The sequence below is a fragment of the Rhizobacter sp. OV335 genome, assembly GCF_900142965.1.
Taxonomy (GTDB): domain Bacteria; phylum Pseudomonadota; class Gammaproteobacteria; order Burkholderiales; family Burkholderiaceae_C; genus Rhizobacter.
In genome coordinates, this window is sequence record NZ_FRCQ01000005.1 from 279,087 (window position 1) to 296,506 (window position 17,420).

Annotated in this window: 15 protein-coding genes; 14 read left to right on the forward strand and 1 reads right to left on the reverse strand. The window is 68.5% G+C overall.

From position 1 onward, the window contains the following. The 11 genes from BUE42_RS08070 (at window position 1) to BUE42_RS08120 (ending at window position 11,205) form a co-directional block, all read left to right on the forward strand. Window positions 1–837: a phosphatidate cytidylyltransferase gene (locus BUE42_RS08070; RefSeq protein WP_073464072.1), complete on the forward strand. Its 837-nt coding sequence runs from the start codon at window positions 1–3 to the stop codon at window positions 835–837. A gap of 68 nt (window positions 838–905) precedes the next feature. Beyond that, window positions 906–2,108: a 1-deoxy-D-xylulose-5-phosphate reductoisomerase gene (gene ispC / locus BUE42_RS08075; protein WP_073464073.1), complete on the forward strand. Its 1,203-nt coding sequence runs from the start codon at window positions 906–908 to the stop codon at window positions 2,106–2,108. Between the two features lie 2 nt (window positions 2,109–2,110). After that, a complete protein-coding gene (rseP, locus tag BUE42_RS08080) occupies window positions 2,111–3,478 on the forward strand; it encodes an RIP metalloprotease RseP (RefSeq protein WP_143171376.1) in 1,368 nt (455 codons plus the stop codon). Between the two features lie 7 nt (window positions 3,479–3,485). Then, window positions 3,486–5,810 carry an outer membrane protein assembly factor BamA gene (bamA, locus tag BUE42_RS08085; protein WP_083613974.1) on the forward strand — a complete coding sequence of 775 codons (2,325 nt, stop codon included), beginning with the start codon at window positions 3,486–3,488 and terminating at the stop codon, window positions 5,808–5,810. A gap of 14 nt (window positions 5,811–5,824) precedes the next feature. After that, window positions 5,825–6,337: an OmpH/Skp family outer membrane protein gene (locus BUE42_RS08090; protein WP_056808798.1), complete on the forward strand. Its 513-nt coding sequence runs from the start codon at window positions 5,825–5,827 to the stop codon at window positions 6,335–6,337. A gap of 3 nt (window positions 6,338–6,340) precedes the next feature. After that, window positions 6,341–7,369, forward strand: a complete 1,029-nt coding sequence (gene lpxD, locus BUE42_RS08095; protein ID WP_073464076.1) for a UDP-3-O-(3-hydroxymyristoyl)glucosamine N-acyltransferase — start codon at window positions 6,341–6,343, stop codon at window positions 7,367–7,369. Beyond that, entirely contained in the window at window positions 7,366–7,818 is a 453-nt protein-coding gene (gene fabZ, locus BUE42_RS08100; protein WP_083613958.1) for a 3-hydroxyacyl-ACP dehydratase FabZ, read from the forward strand. Before lpxD ends, fabZ begins: the two co-directional genes overlap by 4 nt. A gap of 17 nt (window positions 7,819–7,835) precedes the next feature. Next, on the forward strand, window positions 7,836–8,624 hold the full coding sequence (lpxA, locus tag BUE42_RS08105; protein ID WP_073464131.1) for an acyl-ACP--UDP-N-acetylglucosamine O-acyltransferase: 789 nt from the start codon (window positions 7,836–7,838) through the stop codon (window positions 8,622–8,624). A gap of 7 nt (window positions 8,625–8,631) precedes the next feature. Further along, window positions 8,632–9,780, forward strand: a complete 1,149-nt coding sequence (lpxB, locus tag BUE42_RS08110; RefSeq protein ID WP_200798919.1) for a lipid-A-disaccharide synthase — start codon at window positions 8,632–8,634, stop codon at window positions 9,778–9,780. After that, entirely contained in the window at window positions 9,752–10,429 is a 678-nt protein-coding gene (gene rnhB, locus BUE42_RS08115) for a ribonuclease HII (RefSeq protein ID WP_073464077.1), read from the forward strand. Before lpxB ends, rnhB begins: the two co-directional genes overlap by 29 nt. Then, window positions 10,426–11,205: a TrmH family RNA methyltransferase gene (locus tag BUE42_RS08120; protein WP_073464078.1), complete on the forward strand. Its 780-nt coding sequence runs from the start codon at window positions 10,426–10,428 to the stop codon at window positions 11,203–11,205. The genes rnhB and BUE42_RS08120 overlap by 4 nt, the downstream gene beginning before the upstream one ends. Window positions 11,206–11,538: 333 nt before the next feature. Here the strand turns inward: BUE42_RS08120 and BUE42_RS08125 are convergent, their stop codons facing one another. Then, the gene (locus tag BUE42_RS08125; RefSeq protein ID WP_073464079.1) at window positions 11,539–12,360 is read right to left on the reverse strand and encodes a posphoenolpyruvate synthetase regulatory kinase/phosphorylase PpsR; all 822 of its coding nucleotides are present in this window, start codon (window positions 12,358–12,360) and stop codon (window positions 11,539–11,541) included. Window positions 12,361–12,576: 216 nt separating this feature from the next. On the opposite strand from BUE42_RS08125, the gene ppsA reads away from it, so the two are divergent. The 3 genes from ppsA to BUE42_RS08140 are packed head-to-tail and all read left to right on the forward strand — an operon-like array spanning window position 12,577 to window position 17,323. Next, a complete protein-coding gene (gene ppsA / locus BUE42_RS08130) occupies window positions 12,577–14,985 on the forward strand; it encodes a phosphoenolpyruvate synthase (protein WP_073464080.1) in 2,409 nt (802 codons plus the stop codon). A 9-nt stretch (window positions 14,986–14,994) separates the two neighbouring features. Continuing rightward, the gene (locus BUE42_RS08135; protein ID WP_073464081.1) at window positions 14,995–15,258 is read left to right on the forward strand and encodes a DUF4212 domain-containing protein; all 264 of its coding nucleotides are present in this window, start codon (window positions 14,995–14,997) and stop codon (window positions 15,256–15,258) included. Further along, complete coding sequence (locus tag BUE42_RS08140) at window positions 15,251–17,323, forward strand: sodium:solute symporter family protein (RefSeq protein WP_073464082.1); 2,073 nt, start codon at window positions 15,251–15,253, stop codon at window positions 17,321–17,323. Before BUE42_RS08135 ends, BUE42_RS08140 begins: the two co-directional genes overlap by 8 nt. The last annotated feature ends 97 nt before the right edge of the window (window positions 17,324–17,420 follow it).

Consider the following 17,420-nt stretch of genomic DNA (forward strand, 5'->3'; position numbering starts at 1 on the left):
GTGCTGAAGCAACGCGTCATCACGGCCGTCGTGCTGTTGATCATCCTGCTGCCGGCGATGTTCGCGCCGATGGCCTGGCCGTTCGCGCTGATCACGCTGCTGATGATCGGCGCGGCCGGTTGGGAATGGGCGCGCCTGAATGCGGCCGGCTCGGCGCTGGCGATCGGCTTCGGCGTGCTGCTGGCCGCCGCCTGCGCCGCTGCGATGGCCGCCGGCTGGGTGCACCCCGGCGCGAGCCCGGCCTGGTGGCTGGCGTTCGCGGTCTGGGTGCTGGGCGGCGCGCTGGCGCTGCGCGTCGGGCCGTCGGCCTGGCCGCAACTGCCGGCCGTGGCGCGCTGGGTGCTCGGTTTCGCTGCGCTGTGGACGGCGTGGCTCGCGCTCGCCAGCGCCAAGACCATCGGCGTCAACTACCTGCTGTCGGTGCTGTGCCTGGTGTGGGCCGCCGACATCGCCGCCTACTTCGGGGGCAAGGCCTTCGGTCGCCGAAAGCTTGCCCTGGCCATCAGCCCCGGCAAGAGCTGGGAAGGCGTCTGGAGCGGCATGCTCGGCGTGCTGGTGCTGGCCGGCGCCTGGATCGCGCTCGACCGGGCTGTCCAGCCCGATTCGGCCAGCCTCTACACGCTGCTGCTGCAGCGCTTCGGGGTGCTCGGCCTGGTGCTGTCGCTGGTGTTCCTGTCCGCGATGAGCGTGGTCGGCGACCTGGTCGAGTCGCTGGTCAAGCGCGCGGCCGGCGCCAAGGACAGCAGCGGCTTGTTGCCCGGCCATGGCGGCGTGCTCGACCGCGTCGACGCATTGCTGCCGGTGTTCCCGATCGCGATGGCACTCAGTTCGCTGTAGTGGCCGATCTCGGCAGCACTCCTCGGCAGCATTCCCCGGCACCACGCCCTCTTTCGCCAGGCTCACCGATGTCAGAAGTCTCGTCTCACCGCCAGCGGGTGTGCATCCTCGGCTCCACGGGCAGCGTCGGCAGCAGCACGCTCGACGTGCTGGCGCGGCATCGCGATCGCTTCGAGGTGTTCGCGCTGTCGGCGCACAGCCGCAGCGATGAATTGCTCGCGCAGTGCCTGCAATGGAAGCCGCGCTTCGCGGTGATGACCGACGCCGCGCACGCGAAGCGCCTGCGCGCCGCGCTGCGCGAGGCCGGGTCGGCCACCGAGGTGCTGGAAGGCGCCGCCGCGCTGGACGAGATGGCCGCCCACCCCGAGGTCGACAGCGTGATGGCCGCGATCGTCGGCGCCGCCGGCCTGCCGTCGTGCCTGGCCGCGGCCCGCGCCGGCAAGCGGCTGCTGCTGGCCAACAAGGAGGCGCTGGTCGTTGGCGGCGCGTTCTTCATGGACGCGGTGCGCAGCGGCGGCGCCACGCTGCTGCCGGTCGACAGCGAGCATTCGGCGATCTTCCAGTGCCTGCCCGAAGACCGCTCCACCTGGCCGGCCCGCATCGACCACCTGCTGCTCACCGCGTCGGGCGGTCCGTTCCGCACCCGCGATCCGGCCACGCTGCACCGCGTGACGCCCGACGAGGCCTGCGCGCATCCCAACTGGGTGATGGGCCGCAAGATCTCGGTCGATTCGGCGACGATGATGAACAAGGCGCTCGAGGTCATCGAGGCGCGCTGGCTGTTCGACCTCGCGCCACAGCAGATCCGCGTCGTGCTGCACCCGCAGAGCGTGATCCACTCGATGGTGGTGCTGCGCGACAACTCGGTGCTGGCCCAGCTCGGCACGCCCGACATGCGGGTGCCGATCGCCTACAGCCTGTCGTTCCCGGAGCGCGTCGAGTCGGGCGCGTCGCAGCTCGATTTCCTGAAGATGTCGGCGCTGAGCTTCGAAGAGGCCGATTTCGTGCGCTACCCTGGCCTGAAACTCGCATGGGACACGCTGCGCGGGCCCGAAGGCAGCACCGCGATCCTCAACGCGGCCAACGAGATTGGTGTCGCATCATTTCTGGCAGGAACCATCCGCTTCGATCAGATTCACAGCGTCAATGTCAGCACCCTCGACGCCATGACCCCTGAACGCGATGCCTGCCGCTCGCTCGACGGGCTGATCGCGCTCGATGGCGCGGCGCGTCGCGTCGCCCAGGCCACCGTGGCGAGGATGGGCGCATGAGCATCGCATCGCAGGTCATCGGCTTCGTCGTGACGCTCGGCATCCTGATCGTCATCCACGAGTACGGCCACTACCGCGTGGCACGCGCCTGCGGCGTCAAGGTGCTGCGGTTCTCGATCGGCTTCGGCCGCGTGCTGTGGCGCCACCAGCGCACGCCCGACAGCACCGAGTTCGTGTTGTCGATGCTGCCGCTCGGCGGCTACGTGAAGATGCTCGACGAGCGCGAGGGCCCGGTGGCGCCGGGCGAACTGTCGCAGGCCTTCAACCGCAAGCCGCTGTGGCAGCGGGCCGCGGTGGTCGCGGCCGGGCCGATCGCCAACCTGCTGCTCGCGGTGCTGTTCTATTCGGCGGCGCACTGGGTCGGCGTCGACGAACCCCGCGCCGTGGTCGCGACGCCGCCGGTCGGCAGCCTGGCCGAGCGCGCCGGGCTGCGCGCCGGCGACACCGTGTCGGCCATCTCCCGCGACGGCAACGACTGGGACGACGTGCAGTCGATGAACGACCTGAACTGGCAGCTCACGCAGGCGCTGTTGCGCACCGAGAAGCTGCAGCTGATGGTCGCCGATTCGCGCGGGCATGGCGCCCATGCGGTGACGCTGGATGTCGACACGCTCGACACCTACGACGTGACACCGCAGACGATGGCGCGCATCGGCGTGGGCCCGCTCAGCGGCGCCGTGCTGGGGCCGCTGACGCCGGGCGGGGCCGGCGACCGGGCCGGGCTGCGCCGCGGCGACCGCGTGCTCGCGATCGACGGCGTGCCGGTGCCGGATGCCAACCGGATGCTGCAGCTGATCCGCGCCAATGGCGCCGACGGCGACCCGGTGGCGGTGCCGTGGCGGGTCGAGCGCGGCGCGCAGGTGCTCGAATTCAGCGTGCGCCCGGCCGTCGAGACCGATGGCGGCCAGCGCGTCGGCCGCATCGGCGCCGGCATCGCCGCGTCCTACGAGATGGTGACGGTCCGCTACGGCGTGTGGGGCGGCCTGACGCAGGCGGTGCAGCGCACCTGGGACTCGTCGGTGCTGACGCTCAAGATGCTCGGCCGCATGCTGATCGGCCAGGCCTCGCTGAAGAACCTGAGCGGTCCCATCACGATCGCCGACTACGCCGGCAAGTCGATGCTGCTTGGCCCCGCCTACTTCCTCGCGTTCATCGCGGCCGTCAGCGTGAGCCTCGGCGTGCTGAACCTGCTGCCGCTACCGATCCTCGATGGGGGACACCTGATGTATTATCTTTTCGAAGCGGTGACGGGGCGGCCTCTCTCGGACGTGTGGCTTGAGCGGCTGCAGCGGGGCGGGGTGGCGATCATGCTCTTGATGATGTCGCTCGCTCTCTACAACGATGTGGCCCGGCAACTGGGCCTGCACTGATCACCGCATGCGCAATCCCCTCGTTCTGCAGTTCCACCCCGTCCGTCCCCGTTCCCTGCGTCCCACCGTCCTCAGCATCGCGCTGGCGGCGGCATTGCATGCAGGATCCGCGTGGGCGGTGACCCCCTTCGAGCTGAAAGACATCCGCGTCGAAGGCCTGCAACGCTCGGACGCCGGCACGGTGTTCGCGTCGCTGCCGTTCCGCATCGGCGACACCTACAACGACGAGAAGGGCGCGGCGGCGCTGCGCGCGCTGTTCGCCACCGGGCTTTTCAAGGACGTTCGCATCGAGATCGACGGCAGCGTCGTCGTCGTGATCGTCGAAGAGCGCTCGGTCATCGCGAACATCGACTTCGTCGGCCTGAAGGAGTTCGACAAGGACACGCTGACCAAGTCGCTGAAGGATTTCGGCATCGGCGAGGGCCTGCCCTTCGACAAGGCGCTGGCCGACCGCGCCGAGCAGGAGCTCAAGCGCCAGTACCTGACGCGCAGCCTGTACGGCGCCGAGGTCGTCACCACCGTGACCCCGCAAGAGCGCAACCGCGTCAACGTGACCTTCACGATCACCGAAGGCTCGGCCGCGCGCATCAGCGAGATCCGCATCCTGGGCAGCCAGGCCTTCTCCGAGAGCACGCTGCTCGGGCTGTTCGACCTGAACGACGGCGGCTGGCTGAGCTGGTACACCAAGGCCGACCGCTACTCGCGCGCCAAGCTGACGGCCGACCTCGAGACGCTGCGTTCGTACTACCTGAACCGCGGCTACCTCGAGTTCCAGGTCGAGTCGACCCAGGTCGCGATCTCGGCCGACAAGCAGGACATCACGATCACCGTCAACATCAAGGAGGGCCAGCCCTACACCGTGACGGCGGTCAAGCTCGAGGGCGAGTACCTCGGCAAGGAAGAAGACTTCAAGACGCTCGTCAAGGTGAAGCCGGGCGAGCCGTACCGCGCCGAAGCCGTGGCCGAGACGACCAAGGCCTTCACCGAGCGCTTCGGCAGCTTCGGCTACGCGTTCGCACGCGTCGAGCCGCGCACCGACATCGACCGCGCGACCGGCCAGGTCGTGCTGACGCTGGTCGGCGACCCGCAGCGCCGCGTCTACGTGCGCCGGGTCAACGTGGCCGGCAACAGCCGCACCCGCGACGAAGTGGTGCGCCGCGAGTTCCGCCAGTTCGAATCGTCGTGGTACGACGGGCGCCGCATCAAGCTGTCGCGCGACCGGGTCGACCGCCTGGGCTACTTCAGCGAGGTCAACGTCGAGACCAACGAGGTGCCGGGTTCGCAGGACCAGGTCGACCTGACGCTGACGGTGAAGGAAAAGCCGACCGGCAACCTGATCGTCGGCGCGGGCTTCTCGAGTGCCGACAAGCTGGCGCTGAATGCATCGATCCGCCAGGACAACGTGTTCGGCTCGGGCAACTACCTCGGCATCGAGCTGAACACCAGCCGCTCGAGCCGCACGCTCGACGTCAGCGCGGTCGACCCGTATTTCACGATCGACGGCATCTCGCGGGCGCTCGACGTGTACTACCGCACCGTCAAGCCGCTGAACAGCCAGGGCGAGGAATACCAGCTGGTGACGCCGGGCGCGTCGATCCGCTTCGGCGTGCCGTTCAGCGAATACGACACGGTGTTCTTCGGGATCGGCATCGAGCGCACCGAGATTCGCGGCGCGAGCGCGTTGCCGAACAACTACTTCCTGTACCGGCTGCGCTATGGCGACGCCAGCACCTCGGTGCCGCTGACGATCGGCTGGTCGCGCGACCAGCGCGACAGCGCGCTGGTGCCCAACGAGGGCAGCTTCAAGCGCATCAACGTCGAGTGGGGCGCGGCCGGCGACACCCGCTACGTCCGCACCAACACGCAGTACCAGCTGTACATCCCGATCACGAAGAAGTACACCTTCGCGTTCAACTCCGAGCTGGGCTGGGGCCGCGGGCTGAACGGTCAGCGCTACCCGATCTTCAAGAACTTCTACGGCGGCGGCCTGGGCACGGTGCGCGCGTTCGACCAAGGCTCGCTCGGCCCGGTCGACGTGGTCGGCTCGTACAGCGGCGGCTCGAAGCGCCTGAACATCAACAGCGAGCTGTACCTGCCGGTGCCGGGCTCGGGCAACGACCGCACGCTGCGCATCTTCGGCTATGTCGATGCCGGCAACGTGTGGGGCGAGAACGAGACCCCCACCTGGGACAGCATGCGGGCATCGGCCGGCATCGGGCTGAGCTGGGTGTCGCCGGTGGGTCCGCTGAAGCTCAGCTACGGCGAGCCCATCCGCTACAAGTCAACAGATAGAATTCAACGTTTGCAATTCCAGATCGGGACCGCGTTCTAATGAATAGCTCCACCTTGAAGTCTCTGCGCCTCCTGCTGGCTGCCGCATCCCTGGCGTCTGCTGCGCTGGGCGTGCAGGCACAGGAATTGAAGATCGGCTACGTGAGCACCGACAAGGTGTTGCGCGACGCGCTGCCGGCCAAGGCGGCGCAGACCAAGCTGGAAGCCGAGTTCTCGAAACGCGAGAAAGACCTGAACGAAATCGGCAACCGCCTGAAGGCGGCCGGCGACAAGTTCGAGAAAGACCAGCCGACGCTGGCCGAATCCGAAAAGAGCCGTCGCCAGCGCGACCTGCTCGACCAGGATCGCGAATTCCAGCGCAAACGCCGCGAGTTCCAGGAAGACCTGAACCAGCGCAAGAACGAGGAACTGGCCGCGGTGGTCGAGCGCGCCAACAAGGTCATCAAGCAGATCTTCGAGACCGAGAAGTACGACATCATCCTGCAGGACGTCGTCTTCGCCAGCCCGCGCATCGACATCACCGACAAGGTGATCAAGGCGCTGAACGCCCAGCAAGGCGGCAAGTGACCTGTGAATGAGGTTCCACTCGGCGACATCGCCGCGCACCTCGGCGGCGAGCTGATCGGCAATGCCTCGCTGCGCATCGACCGCATCGGCCCGCTCGAGGGCGCCACGCCCGGCACGATCTCCTTCCTCTCGAATCCCCGCTACGCCTCGCAGCTCGAGGCCACCGCCGCCGGCTGCGTGATCGTCGCGCCGGCGATGCGCGATGCCGCCGTCGCCCGTGGCGCAGCCCTGGTCTGCGACGACCCCTACCTTGCCTTCGCGAAGCTCACCCAGTGGTGGGCGGCGCGCACGCGCCCGCCGGTGCCGGCCGGCATCCACCCGAGCGCGGTGGTCGACGCCGGCGCCGTGGTCGACACCAGCGCCAGCATCGGCCCGTTCGTGCTGGTCGAGGCCGGTGCGCGCATTGGTCCGGGCGTGGTCGTCGGCGCGCACTGCGTGATCGGCCGCGGCGCGAGCCTCGGTGCCGGCACGCGCCTCGCGCCGCGCGTCACGCTGATGAGCGATTGCCACATCGGCGAGCGCGGCATCGTGCACAGCGGTGCGGTGATCGGTGCCGACGGCTTCGGCTTCGCACCGACCGAGGGCCGCTACGAGAAGATCGAGCAGCTCGGCGGCGTGCGCATCGGCAACGACGTCGAGATCGGCGCCAACACCTGCATCGATCGCGGCGCGCTGGCCGACACCGTCATCGAGGACGGCGCCAAGCTCGACAACCTGATCCAGGTCGCCCACAACGTGCGCATCGGGCGCAACACCGCGATCGCCGGCTGTGTCGGCATCGCCGGCAGCACCACGATCGGCGCCAACTGCACGATCGGCGGCGCCGGCATGATCCTCGGCCACCTGAGGCTGGGCGACCGGGTGAACATCTCGGCCGCGAGTGTCGTCACGCGCTCGATCCTGCAGCCCGGCACCTACAGCGGCGTGTTCCCCATCGACGACAATGCGTCCTGGGAAAAGAACGCCGCGACATTGCGCAACCTGCACGGCCTGCGCGAGCGTCTGCGTGCCCTTGAAAAGAAGATTGCATGAGCATGGACACGATGGATATCCACCAGATCCTCAAGAAGCTGCCGCACCGCTATCCGATCCTGCTGGTCGACCGCGTGCTGGAGATGGAAAAGGGTGTGCGCATCAAGGCGCTGAAGAACGTCACGATCAACGAGCCGTTCTTCACCGGCCACTTCCCGCACCGTCCGGTGATGCCGGGCGTGCTGATGATCGAGGCGCTGGCCCAGGCGGCGGCGCTGCTGTCGTTCGAGACGACCGGCGATACGCCGGACAGCGACACCGTCTACTACTTCGTCGGCATCGACGGGGCGCGCTTCAAGCGGCCGGTGGAGCCGGGCGACCAGCTGATCCTCGATGTCGCGGTCGACCGCGTGAAGGCCGGCATCTACAAGTACAAGGCGCGTGCCTCGGTCGGTGGCGAGCTCGCCGTCGAAGCCGACCTGATGTGCACGATGCGCAAGGTCAGCTGAAGTCGGGGAGCGAGACGATGGCCACCATCCATCCCACTGCCGTGATCGCCCCGGGCGCCCAGCTGGGGGCGACGGTCAGCGTCGGCCCGTACGCGGTGATCGGCGAGCATGTGCGCATCGACGAAGGCACGACGATCGGCCCGCACGCGGTGATCGAAGGCCACACGACGATCGGGCGCGACAACCGGATCTTCCAGTTCGTGTCGCTCGGCGCGGTGCCGCAGGACAAGAAGTACGCCGGCGAGCCGACGCAGCTGCACATCGGCGACCGCAACGTGGTCCGCGAGTTCTGCACCTTCAACACCGGCACGGCGCAAGACGTCGGCATCACGCGCGTCGGCAACGACAACTGGATCATGGCCTACGTGCACCTGGCGCACGACGTGCAGCTGGGCAACCACACGGTGCTGGCCAACAACGCGACGCTGGCGGGCCATGTGCACGTCGGCGACTGGGTGACGATCGGCGGGCTGTCGGGCGTGCACCAGTTCGTGAAGATCGGCGCCTACGCCTTCGTCGGTTTCTCGAGCGCGATCTCGCAGGACGTGCCGCCGTACATGATGGTCGACGGCAACCCGCTCGCGGTGCGCGGCTTCAACATCGAAGGCCTGCGGCGGCGCGGTTTCAGCGCCGAGCGCATCGCCGCGGTGAAGCAGATGCACCGCAGCCTGTACCGCAGCGGCCGCACGCTGCAAGAGGCGCGCGACGAGATCGCGGCGCTTGGCCAGTCGGCCCCCGAGGCCGCGGCTGACGTGGCGATGATGGTCGAGTTCCTCGCCGGCGTGACCCGCGGCATCGCCCGCTGAATTGCCGATGACGAATCCCGGTTCGCCACGGCTGGCCCTGGTGGCCGGTGAAGCTTCCGGCGACCTGCTCGCCGGCTTGTTGCTGGGCGGCCTGAAGGCGCGCTGGCCGAACCTGCAGGCCGCAGGCATCGGCGGCCCGAAGATGGCCGCGCAGGGCTTCGAGGCCTGGTGGCCGCACGACAAGCTCGCGGTGCGCGGGTATGTCGAGGTGCTGCGCCACTACCGCGAGATCTCCGGCATCCGCGAGCAACTCGCCGAGCGACTGCTGCGCGAGCCGCCGGATGCCTTCATCGGTGTCGACGCGCCGGATTTCAACCTCGGCCTCGAGACGCGGCTGAAGCAGCGCGGCATCAAGAGCATCCATTTCGTCGGCCCGTCGATCTGGGCCTGGCGGGGCGGGCGCATCGAGAAGATCCGTGCCGCGGTTGACCACGTGCTGTGCATCTTCCCGTTCGAGCCGGCCCTCTACGAGCGCCATGGCATCGCGGCGACCTACGTCGGCCACCCGCTGGCCGATGCGATCCCGATCGAGGTGCCGCGCGACGCCGCTCGCCGCGCGCTGAACATCGGCAGCGACGACACCGTCGTCGCGCTGCTGCCGGGCAGCCGGCGCTCCGAGATCGAGTACATCGCGCCGCGCCTGCTGGCCGCGGCCGCGCTGATGAAGCGGCAGCGCCCCGCGCTGCGCTTTTTGCTGCCGGTGGTGCCGGGCCTGCAGTCGCTGGTTGCGCCGATGGTGGCCGAGCATGCAGCCGGCGTCGGCATCGAGCTGCTCGACGGCCAGTCGCACGAAGCGCTGGCCGCCTGCGACGTCACGCTGATCGCGAGCGGCACCGCGACGCTCGAAGCGGCGCTCTTCAAGCGCCCGATGGTCATCACCTACGCGATGAACTGGCTGAGCTGGCAGATGATGAAGCGCATGGGCTACCAGCCGTGGGTCGGGCTGCCGAACATCCTGCTTGGCGAATTCGCGGTGCCCGAGCTCTTGCAGAATGACGCGACGCCGCAGAAACTCGCGGCTGCGGGCCTCGAGTGGCTGGACAAGCCGGCGGAATCGGCGGCCATCGCCCGGCGTTTCACCGAACTGCACCATCAACTGCGCTGCAACACTGCCCAGGCTGCCACCGATGCGATCGAGAAAGTCCTCCATCCCTGAACAGCTCGGCCTGCGCTTCGAGGCGATCGGCCTGGTGGCGGGCGTCGACGAGGCCGGTCGCGGCCCGCTGGCCGGCCCGGTGGTCGCTGCGGCGGTGATCCTCGACGACCTGCGCCCGATCAAGGGCCTGGACGATTCGAAGAAGCTGACGGCCGCGGTGCGTGCACGGCTGTACGACGAGATCCGCGCGAATGCCTTGTGCTGCGCGGTCGCCGAGGCGACGGTCGAGGAGATCGACACGCTGAACATCCTGCAGGCGACGATGCTCGCGATGCGCCGTGCGGTCGAGGGGCTGCGGCTGAAGCCGGCCAAGGTGCTGGTGGATGGCAACCGCCTGCCGGTGCTGAAGATCGCGGCCGAGGCCATCGTCCAGGGCGATGCGCTGGTGCAGTCGATCTCGGCGGCCTCGATCCTCGCGAAGGTGCACCGCGACCGGCTGTGCCTCGTGCTGCACGACCAGCACCCGCAGTACGGCTTCGACGAGCACAAGGGCTATGGCACGCCGATGCACCTGGCGGCACTGAAGCAGCACGGCGCGTGCGTGCACCACCGCCGCTCGTTCGCACCGGTGCGCGAGGTGATGGAGTCGTTGAGCCTGTCGGGCGCGCTCGGCCTGCCTGCCACCGTCGTCGCGGTGTGTGCCGAGTGACGGCTGCCGCGATCAAGGCCATCACGTCGCGCGACAACCCGTTGCTGGTGCGGCTGCGCAAGCTGGGCGCGGATCCGGGCGGGTACCGCAAGCATGGCGAGGTCCTGCTGGAAGGCGATCACCTGTGCTCGGCGCTGCTGCAGCGGGGCGGCGTGCCATCGCAGGCGGTGATCACCGAGGCGGGCTGGCAGGAGCCGGCGCTGCGCGCGCTGGCCGAACGCGCGCCGCAGGTGGCGGTGGTGCCCGCCGCGCTGATGGCCAGCATCGGCACGCTCGAATCGGCCGCACCGATCGTGTTCGTGCTGCCATGGACGAGCGGCGCGTCGCTGCGGGCCGATGCACCGAGCGTCGTGCTCGACCGGCTGCAGGATGCAGGCAACGTCGGCGCGGTGCTGCGCAGCGCGGCCGCCTTCGGCTTCACGCAGGTGATCGCGCTGAAGGGCACGGCGGCGCTGTGGTCGCCGAAGGTGCTGCGCGCCGGCATGGGCGCGCATTTCGCGCTGGGGTTGGTCGAGGGCATCGAGGCCGATGCGCTTGCGGCGTTGACGGTGCCGATGCTAGCCACCAGTTCGCACACCTCGCACGAGATCCACCGTGCCAAGCTGCCGTGGCCTTGCGCGTGGGTGCTCGGCCATGAAGGGCAGGGCGTGTCCACAACGCTGATGGCACGTTGTTCGCAGGCGCTGCGCATTCCGCAGCCGGGCGGCGAGGAGTCGTTGAACGTCGCTGCTGCTGCGGCGGTGTGTCTCTACGAATCGGCGCGGCAGAGGATCTGACGGAAGCGCAGCGGAATCGCGACTTCAACCCTCACTTCAGTCTTTTCCCCCAACCAGCGCAGGTGGTGTTGCGCGGCGGGTGGCGGGAGGGGGTGGGGGCGATTTCTGGGGCGACGAAGAAGATCGGCTTCGGGGGTGGCACGCGCAGCGTGCTTCGTAGACCGACTCATCGGCACTGTTTGACCACAACGAACGAAGTGAGTGGAGGGAGTTTGCCGATGCACCCCCGAAGCCGATCTTCTTCGTGGAGTCGGCCCCTGGGCCGACCGCCCCAGCATGAGCCCCCAGCCCCTCCCGCCACCCGCCGCGCCACGCAGCAACCGGCGCGCAAACTCAATACATCAATCGATCTGGCCGAATGTCGCGAAGAATCGTCGTCGCGATCTCCTCGATCGACTTGTGCGTCGACGACAGCCACGCGATGCTCTCGCGCCGCATCATCGCCTCGGCCTCGGACACCTCGTGCCGGCAGTTCTCGATGCTGGAATACGGGCTGTTCGGCCGCCGCTCGTGCCGGATCTCGGCCAGCCGCTCCGGCGCGATCGTCAACCCGAAGCACTTGCGCCGGTGCGGCGCCAGCCCCGTCGGCAGCACCTGGCGATCGAAGTCTTCCGGGATCAGCGGGTAGTTGGCCGCCTTGATGCCATGCTGCATCGCCAGGTACAGCGAGGTCGGCGTCTTGCCGCTGCGGCTCACGCCGACCAGGATCACGTCGGCCTCGGCCAGGTTCTTCGATGATTGCCCGTCGTCGTGCGCCAGCGAGAAGTTGATCGCCTCGATGCGGTCGGTGTACTCCTGGCTCTTCGAGATGTCCGGGAAGCGGCCCACCCGGTGGTTCGATGTCATCTCGAACTCCGCCTCCAGGGGTTCGATGAAGGTGTTGAACATGTCCAGCACCATGCCGCGGCTGTTCGCCTTCAGGATGTTCAGGATCTCGCGGTTCACCAGCGTCACGAACACGATCGGCCGCCGGCCCTCGAGGTCGAACGAATGGTTGATCTCGCGCACCACCTGGTGCAGCTTGTCCTCGGAGTCGATGAACGGGCGCCGCACGTGCCGCGGCTTGATCGCGAACTGGGCCAGGATCGAGTTGCCGAAGGTCTCGGCCGTGATCCCGGTGCCGTCGGAAACGAAGTAGACAGTGCGATTGGCCATGTGAACAGGGGGGCGTTGAGGCATCGATGATAGGCACGAAGGCCCGTAAAATCGCCCCCAACCTTCCAAATCGCCCCCAACGCCCCTTCGGTCCATGCCCCCACTCGAACACCCCAAGCGCTGGACCGCGCGTCGCCTGCTGGAGCCCTCGGAGCATTGCTCGGGTTCGCGGTCAGGGCGGGAAGCACCGGTTTCTCAACATCACGGAGCTTTCCCATGTCACTTCCGAACCTGGCGACCGCCCTGGTCGCACCGTTTGAACATCTGAGAATGACCGACGTCGAGGCGGTCGGCGGCAAGAACGCCTCCCTCGGCGAAATGATCAGCCAGCTGGCGGCCTCGGGCGTGCGGGTGCCCGGCGGTTTTGCCACCACGGCCCACGCGTTCCGACAGTTTCTCGCGCACAACGGCCTCGCCGCGCGCATCCAGGATCGACTTTCCACCCTCAACACCGATGACGTGAAGGCGCTGGCCGAGGCCGGCGCGCAGATCCGCGCCTGGATCGAGGCCACGCCGTTCCCGCCCGAACTGGAGACCGCCCTCCGCGCCGAATTCGCGCGGCTGACGGCCGACCACCCGGGCGCGTCGTTCGCCGTGCGCTCGTCGGCCACCGCCGAAGACCTGCCCGACGCCAGCTTCGCCGGCCAGCAGGAGACCTTCCTCAACGTGATCGGCATCGACGAGGTGCTGCACAAGATGAAGGAGGTGTTCGCGAGCCTCTACAACGACCGCGCGATCAGCTACCGCGTGCACAAGGGCTTCGCGCACGCCGACGTGGCGCTGTCGGCCGGCGTGCAGCGCATGGTGCGCTCCGACCTCGGCGCTGCCGGCGTGATGTTCACGATCGACACCGAGAGCGGCTTCGCCGACGTCGTCTTCATCACCTCCAGCTACGGCCTGGGCGAGACGGTGGTGCAGGGCGCCGTGAACCCGGACGAGTTCTACGTGCACAAGCCGGCGCTGAAGAACGGCAAGCAGGCCATCATCCGCCGCAACCTCGGCTCCAAGCTGATCAAGATGGAGTTCTCGACGCCGGCCGAGAAAGCCGCATCGGGCAAGCTGGTCAAGACGATCGACACCGCCACCGAGCAGCGCAACCGCTATTCGCTCAGCGACGCCGACGTGGCCGACCTGGCCCGCTATGCGCTGATCATCGAGCAGCACTACGGCCGCCCGATGGACATCGAATGGGGCAAGGACGGCGCCGACGGCAAGCTCTACATCCTGCAGGCGCGCCCCGAGACGGTGAAGAGCCAGTCGAAGGGCAAGCCGGAGCAGCGCTACAAGCTGAAGGGCAGCGGCACCGTGCTGGCCGAAGGCCGCGCGATCGGCCAGAAGATCGGCACCGGCCCGGTGCGCATCGTGCACAGCCTGGCCGACATGGACACCGTGCAGGCCGGCGACGTGCTCGTCACCGACATGACCGACCCGAACTGGGAGCCGGTGATGAAGCGCGCGAGCGCGATCGTCACGAACCGCGGCGGGCGCACCTGCCACGCGGCGATCATCGCGCGCGAGCTGGGCATCCCGGCGGTGGTCGGCTGCGGCGACGCGACCGAGACGCTGAAGGACGGCGCGCTCGTCACGGTGGCCTGCTCCGAAGGCGACACCGGCTTCATCTACGAGGGCCTGCTCGACACCGAGATCAGCGAGGTGCAGCGCGGCGAACTGCCGTACTGCCCGATCAAGATCATGATGAACGTCGGCAATCCGCAGCTGGCGTTCGACTTCGCGCAGATGCCCAACAGCGGCGTCGGCCTCGCGCGACTCGAGTTCATCATCAACAACAACATCGGCGTGCACCCGAAGGCGATCCTCGACTACCCGAACATCGACCTCGACCTGAAGAAGGCGGTCGAGTCGGTGGCACGCGGGCATGCGTCGCCGCGCGCGTTCTATGTCGACAAGCTGGTCGAGGGCGTGGCCACCATCGCGGCCGCGTTCTGGCCCAAGCCGGTGATCGTGCGGTTGAGCGATTTCAAGAGCAACGAGTACCGCAAGCTGATCGGCGGCTCGCGCTACGAGCCGGAAGAAGAGAACCCGATGCTCGGCTTCCGCGGCGCGTCGCGCTACGTCAGCGAGAGCTTCGGCGAGGCCTTCGCGATGGAGTGCGAGGCGCTCAAGCGCGTGCGCAGCGACATGGGGCTCGACAACGTCGAGATCATGGTGCCCTTCGTGCGCACCGTCGGGCAGGCGAAGCGGGTCGTCGAGATGCTGGCCGAGCACGGCCTGAAGCGGGCCTCGGACGGCGGACACGACGGGCTGCGCATCATCATGATGTGCGAGGTGCCGAGCAACGCGATCCTCGCCGACCAGTTCCTCGAGCACTTCGACGGCATGTCGATCGGCTCGAACGATTTGACGCAGCTCACGCTGGGGCTTGACCGCGATTCGGGCCTGGAGCTGCTGGCGCGCGATTTCGACGAGCGTGACCCTGCCGTGAAGGCGCTGATCTCGCGCGCGATCGCGGCCTGCCGCGCGGTCGGCAAGTACATCGGCATCTGCGGCCAGGGGCCGAGCGACCACCCCGACTTCGCCGACTGGTTGGCGCAGGAGGGGATCGTGTCGATTTCGCTGAACCCCGATACCGTCGTCGAGACGTGGCAGCGCCTGGCCAAACGTTGAGCGTGTGATGTGACGCCGGTCGAACCCACCGCCTACTGGCGCCGCAACCGGCGCATCGTCGCCGGCCTGCTGGCGGTGTGGTTCGCGGTCGGCTTCGGCGTCGCGTGGTTCGCGCGCGACCTGGGCTTCGTCTTCTTCGGCTGGCCGTTCAGCTTCTGGGTCGGCGCGCAGGGCGCCTTGCTGGTGTTCCTCGCGATCATCGGCGTCTACGCGTGGGTGATGAACCGGATGGACGCCGCGCAGCCGGGCGGCGACCATTCCGGCCATGAGTGACCCCGGCGAGCAGCGCCGCTTCCTTCGCCGGCTCAACAAGGTCTACGGGCTCTACACCGTGGGCCTGCTCGCGTTCATCGCGGCGCTGGCCGCGGCCGAGCAGGCCGGGCTGCCCAAGCGCTGGATCGGCGTCACCTTCCTGCTGGCGACGGTCGCGCTGTATGCCGGCATCGGCATCATCTGCCGCACCACCGACGCGCTCGAGTACTACGTGGCCGGCCGGCGTGTGCCGGCGGTCTACAACGGCATGGCGACCGCGGCCGACTGGATGTCGGCCGCATCCTTCATCAGCCTGGCCGGCACCATGTACCTGCAGGGCTACGGCGGCCTCGCGTTCATCATGGGCTGGACGGGAGGCTTCTGCCTGGTGGCTCTGCTGCTCGCGCCGTACCTGCGCAAGTTCGGCGAGTTCACGATCCCCGATTTCCTGGGCGCGCGCTACGGCGGCCATGCGCCGCGGCTGATCGGCGCGGCGGCCGCCATCCTGTGCTCGTTCACCTACGTGGTGGCGCAGATCTACGGCGTCGGCCTGATCACCACGCGGCTGACCGGCGTGGCCTTCGAGGTCGGCATCTTCCTCGGGCTGGGCGGCGTGCTGGTGTGCTCGTTCCTCGGCGGCATGCGCGCGATCACCTGGACGCAGGTGGCGCAGTACATCGTGCTGCTGGTGGCCTACCTGGTGCCGGTGGTGTGGCTGTCGGTCAAGCAGACCGGCGTGCCGGTGCCGCAGGCGATCTACGGCGCCCAGCTGCAGAAGCTCACCGAGCGCGAGAAGGCGCTGGCGCAGGACCCGCGCGAGCTGGAGGTGATCGCGCTGTACAAGGCGCGCGCCGATGCCGATGCGGCGCGCCTGCGCGACGTGGCCGGCTCGCTCGCGGCGGAGCGTGCCGACGCGCGCCGCCAGCTGGCCGAGCTGCGCCAGGCCGGGGCCTCGCTGGCCGAGCTGCAATCGGCCGAGAAGCGGCTGCTGTCGCTGCCGGCCGACGAGGCGGCGGCGCGCATCGCGTGGACGCAGTCGCAGGCCGCCAACGAGGCGAGGGCGCGTCCGCTCGGCGGCATGCCGCCGCACGGCACGCCGTTCGCGGGCGACCCCGACGGCACGCCGGCCGAGCGCCAGGCCTTCGACGAATCCCGGCGCAACTTCATCGCGCTGGTGTTCTGCCTGATGCTTGGCACCGCCGCGTTGCCGCACATCCTGGTGCGCTGCTACACCACGCCGTCGGTGCGGCAGGCGCGCCAGTCGGTCACCTGGTCGCTGTTCTTCATCCTGCTGCTGTACCTGTCGGCGCCGGCGCTCGCGGTGCTGGTGAAGTACGAGCTGTTCACCTCGCTGGTCGGCACGCCGTTCGAGCAGTTGCCAGCCTGGATCGCGAACTGGGCCAAGGTCGATCCGACGCTGCTGTCGGTCACCGACATCAACCGCGACGGCGTGCTGCAGCTGGGCGAGATCCGCATCGGTGCCGACATCGTCGTGCTGGCCACGCCCGAGATCGCCGGGCTGCCCTACGTCGTCTCGGGCATGGTGGCGGCCGGCGGGCTGGCGGCGGCGCTGTCGACGGCCGACGGGCTGCTGCTGACGATCTCGAGCGCGCTGTCGCATGACGTCTACTACCGCACGCTCGACCCGAAGGCCACCGGCGGGCTGCGGGTGATGTTGTCGAAGGTGATGCTGCTGCTCGTTGCGCTGGCGGCGGCCGCGCTCGCGACGCAGAAGCCGGCCGACATCGTCTTCCTGGTGTCGGCGGCGTTCTCGTTCGCGGCCTCGGCCTTCTTCCCGGCGCTGGTGCTGGGCGTGTTCTGGCAGCGTGCCAACCGCCAGGGCGCAGTGCTGGGCATGCTGGTCGGGCTGTCGGTGACGCTGTACTACATGGCGCTCAACGAGCCGTGGATGCGCGGCCTGCTGGGCGTTCAGGTGCCGGGGCAGCTGTGGTTCGGCATCCAGCCGATCTCGGCGGGGGTGTTCGGCGTGCCGGCGGGGTTTGCGGCGACGGTGATCGGCAGCCTGCTGAGCCCGGCGCCGGGGCCGCAGACGCAGGCCTTTCTCGATCGCCTGCGTTCGCCTTGAATACGAGCGCCGACAGAAAAATGTCCACTCACCTCAATTCTGAGTAGAATCCCGGGTTCGCCTTGCCACACCCAGACGACGCTTGGGGTGGTTCCGT

Bases quoted from the DNA above. Each gene is read 5' to 3' on its own strand.
- ispC (WP_073464073.1), top strand. From the start codon at position 906: ATGTCAGAAGTCTCGTCTCACCGCCAGCGGGTGTGCATCCTCGGCTCC.
- bamA (WP_083613974.1), top strand. From the start codon at position 3,486: ATGCGCAATCCCCTCGTTCTGCAGTTCCACCCCGTCCGTCCCCGTTCC.
- fabZ (WP_083613958.1), top strand. From the start codon at position 7,366: ATGAGCATGGACACGATGGATATCCACCAGATCCTCAAGAAGCTGCCG.
- lpxA (WP_073464131.1), top strand. From the start codon at position 7,836: ATGGCCACCATCCATCCCACTGCCGTGATCGCCCCGGGCGCCCAGCTG.
- lpxB (WP_200798919.1), top strand. From the start codon at position 8,632: ATGACGAATCCCGGTTCGCCACGGCTGGCCCTGGTGGCCGGTGAAGCT.
- rnhB (WP_073464077.1), top strand. From the start codon at position 9,752: ATGCGATCGAGAAAGTCCTCCATCCCTGAACAGCTCGGCCTGCGCTTC.
- BUE42_RS08125 (WP_073464079.1), bottom strand. From the start codon at position 12,360: ATGGCCAATCGCACTGTCTACTTCGTTTCCGACGGCACCGGGATCACG.
- ppsA (WP_073464080.1), top strand. From the start codon at position 12,577: ATGTCACTTCCGAACCTGGCGACCGCCCTGGTCGCACCGTTTGAACAT.
- BUE42_RS08140 (WP_073464082.1), top strand. From the start codon at position 15,251: ATGAGTGACCCCGGCGAGCAGCGCCGCTTCCTTCGCCGGCTCAACAAG.